Consider the following 16,738-nt stretch of genomic DNA (forward strand, 5'->3'; position numbering starts at 1 on the left):
ATAATAAATCAATTGTTTATTAAAAAATCTCACGCTATCTACGGCGTGAGATTTTAAATTTTTTAGGCGTAAATTAAATACGATTTTCTACAACTATTATGTTGTTGCATTAAATGCATCTGAATAGATGGCATAGCCACTTGGTACGTAGTCGGTAAAAACAAGAATTTGAAAATACTCTGCAGGAACACCTTCTAAGATCAATCTAGTATTAGCCTTAAACCCAAATTTTCCATAATAATTAGGATCACCGAGTAATACGCATCCTTTTGCATTCAATGCCTTGATCCTATTCAAACTTTCTTTCATAAGTTTAGAGCCTATACCTTTTTCTTGATATTCAGGAAGAACGAAAATAGAACCTAAGCCATACCAGTTTGTCGTACCATCGGAAATAGAGACAGGTGAAAATGCAATATGACCAATGACTTCCCCCTGAGTTTCAGCAACTAAAGAGAGATTAAGTTGTTTGGATTCACGAAGCGCATTGACGATAAATTGCTCTGTGTGGCTAGAATGTTCTACATCATTAAAAGCTTTTTGTGTTAAATCAAAAATTGCTTGGATGTCAGTGTTTTGTTCATCACGGATTTGAATATTCATTTTAATTGCCTATATGTTTTTAAATAACTGACGAAGCAAAATTATGTTGTTGCTTCATCAGATGAATGTTAAGGATGTTTATTAATTATCGAGTTGAGGTCGCACGTTTCTAAGCCCATTCAAATTGATTTGATAGGGTTGACCTTCCTATGATTTGATCAATCTTTTCTTTTTAAATTTTCGAAAAACATCGAATGTGCAATCAGATAATACAAAACCTTCACGGCTATAACATTCTACAGCGATGAGTTGTCCTGATTCATTTTTGAGTTTTACGATTTTTCCGCCTTTTGCTAAGACGTGTAAAGTCCTTTGTTCAGACTTGGATAGGTCCATGTTGGAATCCCAGATATAAGTAATCAAAAGCAAAGCTAGGCTTTTAGCCCGAAAATTCGCGTTGATAAATATGAACTATGGACAAAACAACAGATTGATTAAATCTATGAGCAAATTAGAACACTAAATACGCTTATTTTTATTGTATTTATCCTTCAATGATAAATAAGCAGGAACTGATTTTTTTGCCTGCCGACGTAGCATCATTTTGATATATAACACGAGGGCAAAACAAGCCGTCGCAATGGTTAACATGATGCTATTCATATAACTCATGATCGAACTAATATAACCAATCGTTGCTAAACGCCGTTGCATACGCTCAACCTGAATACTCGATTCAATTCCAGTGATTGCCCATGTACATAAATGTTCGCAATTATTGATAATCAAATGGTAATGATTTTCATGCATACGCGAGCGCATACGACGAACGATCGCTTTCGCCTTGTAACGAGGGGAATGATAATTTTTCGTATAAATCGGTTTTCCCCGAGCGAAGCGCTGAATTGAGGTCGTCTCAATTGGATGTTTTTTAAAAATATGTGCAAAACCTGAATAATGGATAACTCGTCCACGACCTGCATAAATACCATGATGACTATAACCAAAGTGTTTAACAATTAGGTGTGCACCGAGAGGGAAATGTCGCTGTGTTTGCTGCATACTCATACAAGACTATTGTATTTACAGATGTATTTTAATCAAAAAATATGAATCTATCGAGTGCATTTAAAGACTCATTTATACGATTATGTGTGGAGATTGTATCTATTCTTTTTATGTTGAAATACATTGTGGGACAATGAGGTTAGTCGATTTGAACAATATTAAATTATGCTAAAAAAATGGTTTATAGCCTCATTGGTCAGTATTTGTATGTCTCATGTTTATGCGATGCAGCATCAAATAATTAAAGTAGACAATATTTCATATGATGTAATTAAAGTAGACCATTTACAGCAACTCAGACTTTTCCTAAAAGATCCAAAGAATGCTCGTTATTATCAAAAAATTGCTCATATCCAAAAAGTGCTTCCAACATGTGAACATCTAAGTTTTGCTATGAATGCAGGTATGTATCACCCGGATTTTCAACCTGTCGGTTTATATGTTGAAGAAGGTAAAGAAATTATTGAACTCAATGAAGCGCAAGGATTTGGTAATTTTTTTATGCAACCAAATGGCGTGCTTGCATGGAATGATAAATATGCTGTAATTAAAACAACGACAGATTATAAATCCATGAGATTTAAGCCACGGTTTGCTACGCAGTCTGGACCAATGTTGGTTTATAAAGGCCAAGTAAATAGCCAATTTGTAGCAGATTCAAATTCTCTAAAAATAAGAAATGGAGTCGGTGTTAGAAATAATCAGTTGTACTTTGTAATTTCACAACAACGAGTCAATTTTTATCAGTTTGCGCAATTCTTTAAGCAAAATTTAAAAATTGATAATGCTTTATATTTGGATGGTTCAATTTCAAGTTTATATTCATCCCAAACTAAACGTCATGACAAGACTTTTAATTTAGGTCCAATCGTTGGTGAAATTGCTCAAGAGAATTGTAATTAATCAACTTCTCATCTTCTATGCATTAGAAGATGAGAAGCACTTATTTTTATTGAATTGGCGTCTTAATAAGTGCAAGAAGCTCTTTGCGGCTATAGCCTCGGGAAATGAGGACTTTCTTTATACCTTTAATCACATCTTCATCTGTCGCTTTGACTAAAGCATCCAGTAGTTGTTCATTTGATTTGCAAGAACAATCATTTTCAACGCAAGAGGTTTGGTTCTTGTGTTCATTATATTGCTGATCTGCATTAAACAATTTTTGCCAAAAACTCATAGAGCCTTCATATACAACCTAACATAGATCGAAATATAGTCACTTTAAAATAAAATACAAGTCATCTTAAGTGATAAAAGCAGCAGTTGAACTTCAGTTTTTTCGATGATTCTTTTTGTTTCTAACGAAATTATGACAGTTGAATGACTTGATCTTTGAAAAACATCATTTTTTTTAGTAAAAACTTTAAATAAAAATAGAGAGTTATGAAAACTCTCTATTTTTAATGGTTACTTTGCAATAATTTGTTTAAATCTTTTCGAGCAATACACCAGATTCCACATGATGAGTAAAAGGGAATTGATCGAACATAGCAAATTTTATAATGCGATGTGTTTGACTGAGTGTTTTTAAATTATCATGTAAGGTATCAGGGTTGCATGAAATATAAAGAATACGCTCAAAACCTTGTAATAATTTAAGTGTTTCGTCATCAATTCCTGCACGTGGCGGATCTACAAAAACCGTGTCAAAGTCGTAGCTTTGAATATCAATTTCTGCTTCTTGGAGTCGTCTAAACGCTCTTTCACCTTGATACGCCTGAGTAAACTCTTCGGCAGATAAACGCGCCACCTGAATATTCTCAATCTGGTTTTGCTCAATGTTCCATTGCGCTGCGTAGACTGAAGATTTAGCAAGTTCAGTTGCAAGGACACGTTTAAATTTCAAAGAGAGTGGTAGAGTAAAGTTACCATTACCACAGTACAATTCTAATAGGTCTTTCTCAGAGCTTTCAGCAGAATCACAAGCCCACTCCAACATATGTTGGCACACTTGTGCATTGGGTTGTGTAAAGCTACTTTCAATTTGTTTGTATTTAAAAGTACGACCATGAACATTGAGTTGTTCAACCACGTAGTCGTCACCAATAATCACTTTTTGGCCACGGCTACGCCCCATAATTTTAATCTTCAGCTTTTCTGCTAAAGCTTTCGCAGCGATTTCCCAATCTGCATCTAAACGGCGATGATAAATTAAAGTCACCAACATTTCTCCGCTCAATGTGGCGAGGAAATCAGCTTCAAAAATACGTTGCGATAAAATAGGAGTTGCTTTTAATTCTTCTAATAAACGTGGCATCAAATCATTGATGCTGCGATCTGCAATTGGAAACTCATCCACACGAATAACTTCTTTTTGTTTACCATCTTCAGCGCGTTCAAACATGGCATAGAACAAATCATCTTCTGTATGCCAGATACGAAACTCTGCGCGCATACGGAAATGTTGGTCAGGTGATTGAAACACTTCTAAAGTTGGGGGATTGAACGGAGCGAATTGTGTGGTAATGCGTTCAACTTTCTCTTGAAGTTGCTGTTGATAAGATACGGTCATAAAAAGAAAGCTACAGCTGAAATCTAAACGGGAATGGTATCAAAAAATAAGATGAGTGTGTGGTTAAAGTCATTATTTAGTGATGTTCAAATTGTGCCGGTAGTAATTATTCTATGCCTCATATAAAAATATGAGTAAATTGAGTTGTTGGATTTAAAAAATCGCTATTCTTTTTGCTAAATAGATGAGTTTTTATAATCTTAAGCAAGTTTTCAGCAATATTCGGACAATGTAATAATGTGCCAAAACTATAGCATTTGAATTAATAATTAGATTGAGCTTATCTATTTTTATACTTTAGATAGGTTTCGAACTTTAAAAGGATAAAGAAGAGTATGTTAATACGAGGTCAATCAACTCTAATAGATGTCGTGGATGATTTTATAGCATCATTAGATGGTCAAAAAATGGATTTATTTATGAGATATATTCCTAATCGTATGTGGATTCAGGTTTTAGATTTTTATGATTATTTAATTTCTCGATATGATTTTTATAACTCGGGTGCATGGATTGCAGAATTAATCTCGGAGAATGATCCAGTAGGAGCAACACTTTGCCAAAAATTCTCATCTAATGGGCAAAATACATTTGAGTGGGAAGCAGGAGTTATTATTGATCTTGCTATGGAAAAGCTTGGTATAACTTATGAATGGCAAAAGGAAAAATATGGGAATCCGAGTGATTCTTTTTAAATAAAAACCCGAACCATGTAAACATGATTCGGGCTGGGAGATTAGAAGACCTAAATTAGTCTTCAGATAAAGTCATTAAACTCGCATTACCACCGGCAGCAGCAGTATTTACGCTAATAGCGCGTTCAATGACTAGACGTTCTAAAGGAACCTGCTCATCTTTCTTGAGATGAGTAATGCCCACGATTGCTCCAGAACGGTTCGCAATTTTAGTTTGTAGTTCAGTCAATTGGTCAACGGAACCATGATGTAAAACAGCATCAAAAGCATCTTTTTCAATGTTTGATATTACTGTGATTGCAGATAAAACATCTTTTGGTAAAGATTTCTGATGTTTGGCGAAGAAAGCATTATCTTTAGTTACAGCAGCAGTACTGCTTACTGCGAAAATTGCAAGTAACTGTTGTAATTGGCTCGCTTCGTTATCTGCGATAGAAAGCACACAATGACGAGGCAAGATAATATATTGATTGCTTTCACCTGTTGGACCTTGCAACTCGTAGAACTTACCAACACCAAATGCTGGAATTGTCGGAACTGCGTGAGGCATATTTTGTTTAGCCCAAGTCAACAAGTTCTGGTAAGCAACATTTGATACAGCATCAAACTGAGAGATTTCAGCTTTAACCGCAAAAGGTGTTGCTAAAACTTTCTCTGAACAATGTTCCATTAAGCGGTACATATACAGTGGACCACCAGCTTTAGGACCAGTACCAGATAGGCCTTCGCCACCAAATGGTTGTACGCCTACAACAGCACCGACGATGTTGCGGTTGATATATAAGTTACCCACCTCAGCACGTTGGATCACTGTATTAATGGTTTCATCGATACGGGTGTGTAAACCCATCGTTAAGCCATAGCCTTTAGCATTGATACGGTCGATCAACTGCTCAAGCTCACCATACTTATAAGTGATGATGTGCAAGACAGGACCAAATACTTCACGCTCTAAATCATCAAGATTTGGTAATTCAATCGCTGTAGGTGGAACAAATGTACCTTGTGCAAGTGCTTGTTGACTTACTGCATCGTTAAACATCAACTGATGAACAGGGTAGCCCTTAGATTTCATCTTTTGAATATGCGTATCAATGGTTCCTTTAGCTTCAGTATCGATTACAGGGCCAATGTCAGTTTTTAAGATTGCAGGGTTGCCTACGATCAACTGTTGCATTGCACCTTTTAACATTTTGATGACTGTTGCAGCGCTATCTTCTTGCACACATAAGATACGAAGTGCAGAACAACGTTGACCCGCACTGTCAAATGCAGAACTGACGACATCGAGAACAACTTGTTCAGTAAGTGCAGAAGAATCGACGATCATCGCATTTTGACCACCCGTTTCCGCGATGAGCGGAATTGGTTGACCATTTGGAGATAAACGTTTTGCCACTGTTTTTTGCAAGATTTTTGCAACTTCAGTTGAACCCGTAAACATAATGCCTTGAATGCGATCATCTTGGCTAAGTTGAGCACCAACAGTTTCACCACGACCCGGAAGAAGTTGAACAACGCCGTGTGGAACACCAGCTTCCCAAAGCATTTGAACGGCTTGCGCTGCAATGAGCGGTGTTTGTTCTGCTGGTTTGGCAATTACACAGTTACCACTGACCAATGCAGCAGCAATTTGACCAGAGAAAATCGCAAGAGGAAAGTTCCATGGGCTAATACATAAGACTGTACCCAATGGTTTTACTTGCGCATTTGCAGGCAAGTTTTCGATTTGTGTCGCGTAGTAACGCAAGAAATCAACGGCTTCACGAACTTCTGCAATGGCATTAGCATAAGTTTTACCACTTTCACGGCAAAGTAATACCATTAATTCTTGGATGCGAGCTTCCATCAAATCTGCAGCACGTTTTAAGCAAGCTGCACGTTCAACTTTATCTGTTGCAGCCCAGCTTTGTTCAGCTTGTACAGCTGCTTCTAATGCCAGTTGTACATCCGCGCTAGTCGCTTCATTCACATGACCGACAATTTCACTATTTTGTGCAGGGTTTGTAATTGCAATCGCATTACTTTGATCGTGAACTGTTGATTCAAAACCAAGTAAAGGTGCACTTTTCCAAATATGGCTACGGAGTTTTTGTGCTGTTGTATCTAATGCAGCTAAAGGCTGATCGTTATTTAAATCAAAACCACTTGAGTTCGGACGTAATGGGTAAAGATCATGCGGAAGTGGAATCGCAGGATGCTTTAAGCCAATCTGACCTTCATCTCTCGCAGCAGTTTGAATATCTTTGATTGGAGACTGAATCAAGTCTTCAACTTTCAAGGTCTTATCAGCAATACGGTTTACGAATGAGGTATTTGCACCATTTTCAAGTAAACGACGAACTAAGTAAGCCAATAAAGTTTCATGGTTACCCACAGGCGCATATACGCGACACGGTACACCAAGTTTATTGTCTGCTTTTGAACCTACAACTTGCTCATACAAAGGTTCGCCCATACCGTGTAAGCATTGGAACTCGTATTGACCTGGATAATATTTGCTTGGGTCTGCAAGTGTATAAATCGTTGCAAGTGATTGTGCATTGTGCGTTGCAAATTGCGGGTACACTTGATCTGGTGCAGCAAGGAGCTTCTTCGCACAAGCAATGTATGACAAATCCGTGTGTACTTTACGGGTAAATACAGGGTAGTCAGTCATGCCGTCAATTTGTGCTTTCTTGATTTCGCTATCCCAATATGCACCTTTCACCAAACGGATCATGAGGCGTTTGTTACTGCGTTTTGCAAGATCAACGATATAATCAACTACGTAGAAGCAACGTTTTTGATAAGCCTGAATAACGAAACCAATGCCTTTCCAATTCGCAAGTTTTGGTTCGAAACATAAACGCTCAAGTAGTTCGAGTGAAATTTCTAAACGTTCAGATTCTTCAGCATCGATGTTTAAGCCGATGTCATATTGTTTTGCTAAGCATGCAAGTTCGAAAACTTTGTTGTAAAGCTCATGATGTACACGATCAATTTGCGCACGTTGGTAACGTGGGTGCAAAGCAGAGAGCTTAATCGAGATACCAGGGCCTTCATAAACACCACGCCCATTTGATGCTTTACCAATGGCATGAATCGCTTGAGTGTAATCGTTATAATAACGCTCAGCATCATGATCGGTTAGCGCAGCTTCACCCAACATATCGTATGAATAGCGGAAACCTTTGTGTTCAAATGGTTTTGCATGCTCAAGTGCTTCTTCGATAGTTTCACCCGTAACGAATTGCTCACCCATCATACGCATCGCGACATCAACCGCTTTACGAATGATGCCACGTCCACTGCGAGCGAGAAGACCTGTTAAAATACTTGATAAACTGGTTTGTTTAGGTGTTTCCATTAACTTGCCAGTAAGCATTAAACCCCAAGCAGCTGCATTTACGAACATTAGGTTACTTTGACCTAAATGCTCTTTCCAGTTGCCTTGGTTGATCTTGTCACGAATTAATAAATCACGTGTTGCTGTATCTGGAATACGAAGTAATGCTTCTGCCAAACACATCAATGCCACACCTTCTTGTGAAGAAAGTGAGAACTCTTGAAGTAAACCTTGAACAATACCTGCTTTTCCAGCCGAGCTTTTACGTTCACGTAAATTATGTGCAAGACTGAATGCTAATTCATAAATTTTTTGATCAAGATCAGGAGAAATATCTGCTGCTTCTGCAAGTTGTTTAACCGCTTCAGGCTCAGCACGTCGCCAAGCTGTATTAATGCGTTGCTCAAACTCACTTTTTTCTTTAAATTCGGTGATATAACCGTCTGTGTGAGCTGTGTCCATTTGTGCGGGAGTATCCAATGTATTCATACTAAATTCCAATAACAATCTCTAGAACTCATTGAGTAGAGAGGTTTAGATAATTTATGATTACAGAATAAAACCCGAGTAACTCACTATAATTTACCTATTTTTTAGAGGAAAATTCAGTTGAATGGCCCTATTTATACATTAGATCGTACCGATCTAAAAATTCTTGATATTCTTCAAACAGATGGAAGAATTTCCAATAGTAAATTGGCAGAATTAGTGAACCTTTCACCGACTGCTGTCATGGCCCGTGTCCAAAAGTTGACGAAGGATGAATTTATCTTGGGATATGAGGCAAAACTCAATCCGAATAAGTTAAATGCCAGTTTTCTTGTGTTTGTTGAGGTGCTTTTAGATAAAACGACCCCAAATGTGCTCGAGGATTTTATTGATGCAGTGACACAATATCCAGAGATCGTCGAGTGCCATATGGTGAGTGGTGGCTTTGACTTTTTGATCAAATTGCGTAGCGCAGGGATGGAGGAGTTTCGTCGTATTGCGGGGCAAATTTTATGGCAACTTCCTGGAGTGAAAGAAACGCGTAGTTATCCTGTGATGCAAGTTGTGAAAGACAGCTCTAAAATAAAAATTAAATCAAGAACCAAATTTTAATAAAAGATCAAATAAAACAAAGGGGCTCGAAAGCCCCCTAAATTTTACTCAGAAATCTTATTTCATTTCTCTCGTATAGATTTCATCTGCTTGTTCAAAACGACCAGTCACAGTTGCGTTAGGTGCTTTACCAAGTAAACTCACCACAACAATACTGATCAAGGCAAAAATGAAACCAGGAATAATTTCATAAATACCAGTACTAGCAAATAAATTTTTCCAAACAATCACTGTAACTGCACCGATCACCATACCCGCTAAAGCGCCGTTTAGCGTCATACGTTTCCAGAACAATGACATGATAATCAATGGACCGAAAGCAGCACCGAAGCCAGCCCAAGCATAAGAAACTAAGCCAAGTACTTTACTATCGGGGTTTTGAGCTAAAGCAAGCGCTAACATTGCAACAGCGAGTACCATTCCTCGACCAATCCAAACTAACTCTTTTTGAGTTGCATTTTTACGGATCAAACCTTTGTATAGATCTTCAGTTAATGCGCTTGAACATACCAATAACTGACAACTTAAGGTACTCATGACTGCTGATAAAATTGCAGCAAGGATCACACCAACAACCCAAGGGTTGAATAAAATTTTAGTGAGTTCCATGAATACTGTTTCAGGGTTAGCTGTCACAACCGCTGCAAATTCAGGATGTTGATGGAAATACGCAATCCCGATAAAACCAGAACCAACTGCACCTGCCAAGCATAAAATCATCCATGTCATACCGATACGACGAGCAGCAGGGATTGACTTAACAGAATCGGCAGCCATAAAACGAACTAGAATATGAGGCTGACCAAAATAACCCAAACCCCAAGCAGCTGCTGAAAGAATACCAACGATACTTAAATTTGAAACAAAATCATAAGCGTGTGGGCGCGCACTCTCAACAATTGCAGTAAATTCTTCGACACCTACACCTAAAGACATGTATGTGACGATAGGTAAAAGCAATAACGCAAAAATCATCAAACCAGCTTGGAATGTATCAGTCCAACTGATTGCCAAGAAGCCACCGATACAAACATATCCGATTGTTGCAAATGCACCAAGCCATAAAGCGGTTTGGTAAGGTAAGTGGAATAATGTTTCAAATAGACGTGCACCAGCTACCATGCCAGAAGCACAATAAATCGCGAAAAAGATGAGAATAATCAGTGCGGAAGTTACACGTAAGATCTTTTTCTGGTCATCAAAACGACCAGTGAAATAATCTGGTAACGTAAGCGCATTATTCTGAACCTCAGTATGAACGCGTAAACGTCCAGCCACAAGATACCAGTTGAGCCATGCACCAATGATTAAGCCAATTGCAATCCATGCTTCAGATAAGCCTGTCAAATAGATTGCCCCAGGTAAACCCATGAGTAGCCAGCCACTCATATCGGATGCACCCGCAGATAAAGCGGTAACGAAACTACCTAGGCTTCGTCCTCCAAGGATATAATCATCAAGGTTTTTGGTAGAAAAATAGGCGTATAAACCGATACCAAGCATGGCGATAATATACACCACGAACACAACAACAGTGGGATTCGAAAAATTCATAATGGATGCCTGTCCTTACTTATCCATAACTGTGCAATCCCATCTGAATAGACAAAAATGATTCACTATTCTAACAAGACTGATAAGGCCACAGATTCAAGCACGAATGATTTTTAAAATACTGTTTGTTTTTGTATTTTATTTGTATATTTTGTGTAATTTAAATTAAGTGTATGAATCTTAATTTTTTAAATCTAAAAAAGCTCACTTTTTTTTAAATAAAAGAAAGATATTTGTGGCTTAAAAATAGGCTATATGTTTCAAATTATTACCAAAGCAAAAAATTGATAGAAATAACAGGCATTTTTGAACATAAAAATAGAGTGAAATGACAACACATGTTGTTACAAAAGCAACAATGCAGAGAAGTTACATTATAAAAAGCTCGTAATGTTAAGCAATTCTGCTAATGAAAATTTATTTGAAATCTTCCATATTATTTCTTTGCACCATTAGGGTGCATTGTCTGAGAGAAATGGAAAGTGGACACGGTTCAAGCAGCAACCATAAGAATAGAGCATGATTTACTTGGCGCAAAAGAAGTGCCAATGGATTGTTATTACGGAATTCATACTTTACGCGCTATTGAAAATTTCAAAATTTCTTCGCAAAAAGTTGGACAAAATAGTCACTTCATTCGTGCGTTAGCACAAGTGAAGAAAGCATCTGCTCAAGCGAATCTAAGTTTTAATAAATTAACAGAAACTCAAAGCTTGGCGATTCAACGCGCTTGTGATGCTTTAATTCATGAAACTGAAAAATGGCAAGGCTCGTTTCCAATTGATGTTTATCAAGGTGGCGCGGGTACATCTATTAATATGAATACCAATGAAGTGATTGCCAATATTGCACTTGAATCATTAGGTCATCAAAAAGGTCAATATGATGTGATTCACCCAAATGATCATGTCAATAAATCACAATCAACGAATGATGTGTATCCTACCGCGATTCGTTTATCGACTTATTGTTCTCTAGATGCGTTATTCACACAAATGGATAAATTGATTACTTCATTTGAGAATAAAGCAATCGAGTTTCGCTATATTTTAAAAATGGGGCGTACTCAACTTCAAGATGCAGTGCCGATGACACTTGGGCAAGAATTTCATGCATTTGCAACTTTATTAAAAGAAGATGTTCGTCTGATTAAACGTACACGCGAGTTGCTGCTTGAAGTCAATTTAGGTGCAACTGCAATTGGTACTGGTGTAAACACACCTAAAGGCTATGCTGTAAAAGTAGTTTCGTGTTTGAAACAAATTACAGGTTTAAATTTAGTTGGCGCTGAAGACTATGTTGAAGCAACAAGTGATTGTGGTGTATTCATTATTTTATCAAGTGCCTTAAAACGTCTTGCATGTAAACTTTCAAAAATTAGTAATGACTTGCGTTTGTTGAGTTCAGGACCGCGGACGGGTTTTGGTGAAATTCAATTACCTGAATTACAAGCTGGCTCATCAATTATGCCTGCAAAAGTAAATCCAGTTATTCCAGAAGTTGTAAATCAGATTGCATTTAAGGTGATTGGTAACGATCTTACGATTACCTTTGCAGCAGAAGCAGGACAGTTACAGTTAAATGTCATGGAGCCTGTGATTGCAATTTCACTCAATGAATCAATTGAGCTATTAACCCATGCGATTCAAAGTTTGGATGAAAAATGTGTACGTGGAATCAAAGCACATGAACAAGCTTGCCATGATGCAGTGATGCGTAGTGTAGGGATTATTACTTTGCTCGATCCTTTATTAGGTCATGCTTTGTGCGATGAAATTGGTAAGCAATGTATTGCTGAAAATAAAACTATTCAAGAAGTGGTTTTAGAGCGTGGTTTACTCACACAGGCGCAACTTGATGAAATTTTCTCTTTTGAGAATTTGGTTTCAGAAGTAGATGGTATTCAGGTTGATTATGTTGCTTAATTAATTAAGCATAAATAAAAAGCCCAGTTCTTGACTGGGCTTTTTAATGTTTGAATTTATTTAAAATTACAAACCTGATTCATATTCACTATGTGAAAGGAGCTTTTCAACATCAGCCATATTGTCAGGTTTGATTTTATAGATCCAACCTTTGCCATACGGTTCTTCATTGACAAAATCAGGATCATCTTCAAGCGCTGCATTCACTTCAACGACAGTACCTGAAATAGGGGCATGGATGTCAGATGCAGTTTTAACAGATTCAACAACACCCGCTTGTTCTGTTGCAGTCACATGACTACCGACTTCTGGTGTTTCAACGTAAACTAAATCACCTAACTCCAACTGAGCATGGTCACTGATTCCAGTAACAACTAAATCACCTTCGATTCTTACCCATTCGTGTGTTCGTGCATATTTTAAATCTGCTGGATGATTCATGACAACTCCTTAAACAATCTGTCGTATCATTTTATTTGGCTTTATACAGGTTTTTTAGTTAAAACAAAAGTGTTTATAAATGAAGCACTTTGCAATATTACAAATAAGGGTCTTTACGCCAGTTACTCGGACTGCGTCCACTCCAGCGCTTAAATGCACGGCTAAAATTCGCTACATCAGAATACCCTAATTCATCAGCAATTTGTTCTAAACTATAATCTGTTCTGGAGAGTAAAGATGTTGCATGACGATAACGAACTTCGTCAACTAGGGTGGAGAAGGAAGTTCCTTCGGCGGCTAATTGACGTTTTAAAGTGCGATCAGACATATGCAAACGATCAGCAACACTTTCAATGCTTAAATAATGTTGTTCCGAATTGGTCAAAATATCACGAACACGCATTGCGAGACGACGACGTTCGCCCAAAGCTGATAATTCAGTTTCACATTGATTAATCGCAATTTGGCTCGCAATCGGATCTGCATTAACCATTTTCAAACCGAGGTATTTTTTATCAAAGCTTGAAATTAAATGTGGCTGATTAAAGCGCACCTTACTGGTTAGTTTGTCGCGGTATTTATCAAATCCAGCGGGCTCAGGAAAATCTAAATCAACTTCACCATTTAAATCTTCAATTCCTGTTAAGGCTTTTGCCATGGTCATAATACCAATCGTTAAACCTAAGATAATTTCAGTACGTAATGGTTCAACTTCAATATCACATTGCAGTTGTAAGGTGGCTTTAGGGCCAAAGGTAGAGAAATAGAGCTGTAGAAAAGGCAAGCGTAATTGAATAAAACGACTTGCAAGTGCAATTGCATCGGTAATGTCATGCGCAGTCATAATGGCATAACCAATAAAACCATGAATAGAAATACGCATTTGCGTACCTAGGTGAAATCCTAATGTACTTTCACCTGTTAAACGCAAAGAATGTTTAACTAATTCATTCGCAATAGGTGTAGGAATTCGATAATTTGGGTCAGCTAATTGCTCACTGGTTAAATGAAAAGGAGCAAATAAGGTTTCATCGCTATATCCCCAGCGAGAAACAACGTCTAATAGTAATAAGCCATAGACGCCTGGTATACCTTGATCTTGACGAGTTGAAGTTGTTTTCATGTGCTTTCCGTGGCGCTCATCAATTTTGCCAATATCTTTTAAACATTTAAGTCTGAAACATCTTTACACGAAATAAAATAATCAATCATAAAAATTGTTGGACAAAAGAGTCACCCAATCTCCAAAATTAAGCTGCTTTTCTAAAGACCATTATTTTGGTTGTTGATATTAATAGCACATCGCCATGTTGGTTCAAAGCTTGAGTAACGTAACTGACAATACCACGATCAGTTTTGGTTTTAGATGGCACAATCGCAGTAATCTCAATTTCGACATGAATTTTATCGCCAACACGAGTAGGGCGAGGCCAACGAAGGCTAGATTCAGAACCCAGTAATCCGCCTGCGATTGGAAAGCACTCTGTCCATAAACGCATGGTTACTGCTGAAGTATGCCAGCCACTTGCTGCTAAACCTTGAAAAATAGGATGTTGTTCAGCTGCGTGTTCATCTAAATGAAAGGGCTGAGGGTCGTATAGGCTCGCGAATTGTTTAACTTCTTCAAGTGTCATTTCATAGTCACGGCTGATGAAACGATCTCCAATATTTAAGTCTTCTAGATACAACATTATTCTGTGTCCTGAGCCACTACTCGCTGCTCAACTAAAAAACCACCTGTTTGGCGTTTCCATAATTGTGCATACAAGCCATCATTTGCAATAAGTTCCTCATGTGTACCTTGTTCTGCAATTTTGCCTTGATCAAGTACAATGAGACGATCCATTTGAGCAATAGTAGATAAACGGTGTGCAATTGCAATGACCGTTTTGCCAACCATTAAGTCATTTAAACTGCTTTGAATCGCGGCTTCAACTTCTGAGTCAAGAGCACTTGTTGCTTCGTCTAAAATAAGAATAGGTGCATCTTTCAAAAAAACTCTAGAAATCGCAATACGTTGACGTTGACCCCCAGAAAGTTTTACGCCACGTTCACCGACATAGGCATCAAATCCAATACGTCCTTTCTGATCAGTCAATTGAGGAATAAATTCTTCTGCTTTGGCTTTTTTGACAGCAAGTTGAATCTCTGCTTCAGTCGCATTAGGGCGACCATATTTGATATTTTCAGCTACCGTACGATGTAATAGAGAGGTATCTTGTGTGACTAGTGCAATATTGGCACGTAAGCTATCTTGTGTGACATCATGGATACTTTGACCATCAATCAAAATGCGACCCTGATTAATATCATAAAAATGTAAAAGTAACTGAATGAGAGTAGATTTACCTGCACCAGAACGACCAACGATACCTATTTTCTCGCCAGGTTTAATCGTAAGATTGAAATGATCAATTACATTTTTTTGATTATAAGCAAAACTAACATCTTCAAAACGAATTTCGCCCTGTTGAACTTTTAGTTCAGTTGCATCTTTTTTGTCTTGAATTTGAATTGGTTTACCTAGGGTTTTCATCCCATCCTGAATCGTACCAACATTTTCGAAAAGCATCGTAATGTGCCACATGATGAATTCGGCTAGGCTATCGAGCTTTAAAACCATCGCCGTGGTTGCTGCGATTACACCAATAGCAGCTTGCCCTTGTGTCCATAACCAAACAGAACTACCAATCACGCCTATAAAGAGAAAAGCACTGAGTAAACGAATGCTGATTTGGTATTTCACACCTAAGCGCATCTGTTTATAAACAGTGACCATAAATTCTTGCATGGACTCTTTTGCATACTGACTTTCACGACCAGCATGTGCAAACAATTTCACGGTTTGAATATTGGTATAAGCATCGGTAACACGTCCAGTCATAACAGCGCGTGCATCTGCCTGTTGTTGTGAAACTTTACCAAGACGAGGAATGAAATAACTGGCAATCGCGATAAATAAGATCAGCCATAAAAGTAGTGGGACGATCAAAACAGGCGAAATAGAACCTAATACAAAGCTAATCGTAATAAAGTAAATCAGTACATAAACCAACATGTCACCAAGGATCATCCAAAATTCACGAACTGCTAATGCAGTTTGCATAACTTTGGCAGACAAGCGACCAGCGAAGTCGGTATGGAAAAAATCTAATGATTGTTGCAATAATAAATTATGGAATAACCAGCGCATACGCATTGGAAAATTACTAAATAACACTTGGTGTTTGACAATAGATTGCAAACTTACGAAGAAAATATTTGCGAATAAAATACTTATGAGAATAGTTAAATTTTGATGATTCGTTTCTAAAAAGGTATTAGGCTGACTTTTAGTGAGCCAATCAACTAGTTTACCAATATAAGAAAAAAATAATGCCTCAAAGCACGCAGCAGCAGCTGTACAAGCAATAAGTAAAAAGAGGAATGGTCTGACTCCTTTCGTTGATTGCCAAACAAAAGCAAAAAAAGTAGTCGGTAATGGTTTGTTTAAATCTTTCGTTGGGTAAGGATCAACTAATTTTTCAAACCAACTCAGCATTACACTTATCCTCTGATGAAATTCTAATTC

14 protein-coding genes and 1 pseudogene are annotated in these 16,738 nt (G+C 37.7%); 4 read left to right on the forward strand and 11 right to left on the reverse strand.

Going from position 1 to position 16,738, the window contains the following annotated elements; genetic code table 11:
* Positions 1-96: 96 nt before the first annotated feature.
* From O1449_RS06715 to O1449_RS06725, 3 genes and pseudogenes are all read right to left on the reverse strand, one after another.
* Positions 97-603, reverse strand: a complete 507-nt coding sequence (locus O1449_RS06715) for a GNAT family N-acetyltransferase (protein ID WP_269239525.1) — start codon at positions 601-603, stop codon at positions 97-99.
* A gap of 81 nt (positions 604-684) precedes the next feature.
* Positions 685-939: pseudogene (locus tag O1449_RS06720) on the reverse strand (YjhX family toxin).
* Positions 940-1,062: 123 nt separating this feature from the next.
* The gene (locus O1449_RS06725; protein WP_269239676.1) at positions 1,063-1,605 is read right to left on the reverse strand and encodes a lecithin retinol acyltransferase family protein; all 543 of its coding nucleotides are present in this window, start codon (positions 1,603-1,605) and stop codon (positions 1,063-1,065) included.
* 171 nt (positions 1,606-1,776) lie between these two features.
* Here O1449_RS06725 and O1449_RS06730 point away from each other — a divergent pair, with 171 nt between their 5' ends.
* Positions 1,777-2,514 carry a phosphodiester glycosidase family protein gene (locus O1449_RS06730; protein ID WP_269239526.1) on the forward strand — a complete coding sequence of 246 codons (738 nt, stop codon included), beginning with the start codon at positions 1,777-1,779 and terminating at the stop codon, positions 2,512-2,514.
* A 46-nt stretch (positions 2,515-2,560) separates the two neighbouring features.
* Here the strand turns inward: O1449_RS06730 and O1449_RS06735 are convergent, their stop codons facing one another.
* Positions 2,561-2,788 (reverse strand): hypothetical protein, encoded by a 228-nt coding sequence (locus O1449_RS06735; protein WP_004661846.1) that lies wholly within the window; start codon positions 2,786-2,788, stop codon positions 2,561-2,563.
* A gap of 249 nt (positions 2,789-3,037) precedes the next feature.
* On the reverse strand, positions 3,038-4,123 hold the full coding sequence (trmA, locus tag O1449_RS06740) for a tRNA (uridine(54)-C5)-methyltransferase TrmA (RefSeq protein WP_269239527.1): 1,086 nt from the start codon (positions 4,121-4,123) through the stop codon (positions 3,038-3,040).
* 335 nt (positions 4,124-4,458) lie between these two features.
* Here trmA and O1449_RS06745 point away from each other — a divergent pair, with 335 nt between their 5' ends.
* Positions 4,459-4,818, forward strand: coding sequence for a hypothetical protein (locus O1449_RS06745; RefSeq protein ID WP_269239528.1), 360 nt, complete (start codon positions 4,459-4,461; stop codon positions 4,816-4,818).
* Positions 4,819-4,873: 55 nt separating this feature from the next.
* Here O1449_RS06745 and putA read toward each other — a convergent pair whose 3' ends face one another.
* Positions 4,874-8,635, reverse strand: a complete 3,762-nt coding sequence (gene putA / locus O1449_RS06750; protein WP_269239529.1) for a trifunctional transcriptional regulator/proline dehydrogenase/L-glutamate gamma-semialdehyde dehydrogenase — start codon at positions 8,633-8,635, stop codon at positions 4,874-4,876.
* A 120-nt stretch (positions 8,636-8,755) separates the two neighbouring features.
* On the opposite strand from putA, the gene O1449_RS06755 reads away from it, so the two are divergent.
* The gene (locus tag O1449_RS06755; RefSeq protein WP_004662457.1) at positions 8,756-9,247 is read left to right on the forward strand and encodes an Lrp/AsnC ligand binding domain-containing protein; all 492 of its coding nucleotides are present in this window, start codon (positions 8,756-8,758) and stop codon (positions 9,245-9,247) included.
* A 57-nt stretch (positions 9,248-9,304) separates the two neighbouring features.
* Here O1449_RS06755 and putP read toward each other — a convergent pair whose 3' ends face one another.
* Entirely contained in the window at positions 9,305-10,801 is a 1,497-nt protein-coding gene (gene putP / locus O1449_RS06760) for a sodium/proline symporter PutP (RefSeq protein ID WP_269228122.1), read from the reverse strand.
* A gap of 482 nt (positions 10,802-11,283) precedes the next feature.
* On the opposite strand from putP, the gene aspA reads away from it, so the two are divergent.
* Positions 11,284-12,726 carry an aspartate ammonia-lyase gene (gene aspA / locus O1449_RS06765; RefSeq protein ID WP_269239530.1) on the forward strand — a complete coding sequence of 481 codons (1,443 nt, stop codon included), beginning with the start codon at positions 11,284-11,286 and terminating at the stop codon, positions 12,724-12,726.
* Positions 12,727-12,792: 66 nt separating this feature from the next.
* Here aspA and gcvH read toward each other — a convergent pair whose 3' ends face one another.
* The 4 genes from gcvH to O1449_RS06785 form a co-directional block, all read right to left on the reverse strand.
* Entirely contained in the window at positions 12,793-13,167 is a 375-nt protein-coding gene (gcvH, locus tag O1449_RS06770; RefSeq protein WP_269239531.1) for a glycine cleavage system protein GcvH, read from the reverse strand.
* A gap of 97 nt (positions 13,168-13,264) precedes the next feature.
* Complete coding sequence (locus O1449_RS06775) at positions 13,265-14,290, reverse strand: AraC family transcriptional regulator (RefSeq protein WP_269239532.1); 1,026 nt, start codon at positions 14,288-14,290, stop codon at positions 13,265-13,267.
* Positions 14,291-14,417: 127 nt separating this feature from the next.
* Positions 14,418-14,858 (reverse strand): MaoC family dehydratase, encoded by a 441-nt coding sequence (locus O1449_RS06780; RefSeq protein ID WP_269228118.1) that lies wholly within the window; start codon positions 14,856-14,858, stop codon positions 14,418-14,420.
* On the reverse strand, positions 14,858-16,708 hold the full coding sequence (locus O1449_RS06785; protein WP_269228117.1) for an ABC transporter ATP-binding protein: 1,851 nt from the start codon (positions 16,706-16,708) through the stop codon (positions 14,858-14,860). Before O1449_RS06785 ends, O1449_RS06780 begins: the two co-directional genes overlap by 1 nt.
* Between the last annotated feature and the right edge of the window lie 30 nt (positions 16,709-16,738).

This window comes from Acinetobacter sp. TR3 (assembly GCF_027105055.1).
Classification (GTDB): Bacteria; Pseudomonadota; Gammaproteobacteria; order Pseudomonadales; family Moraxellaceae; genus Acinetobacter.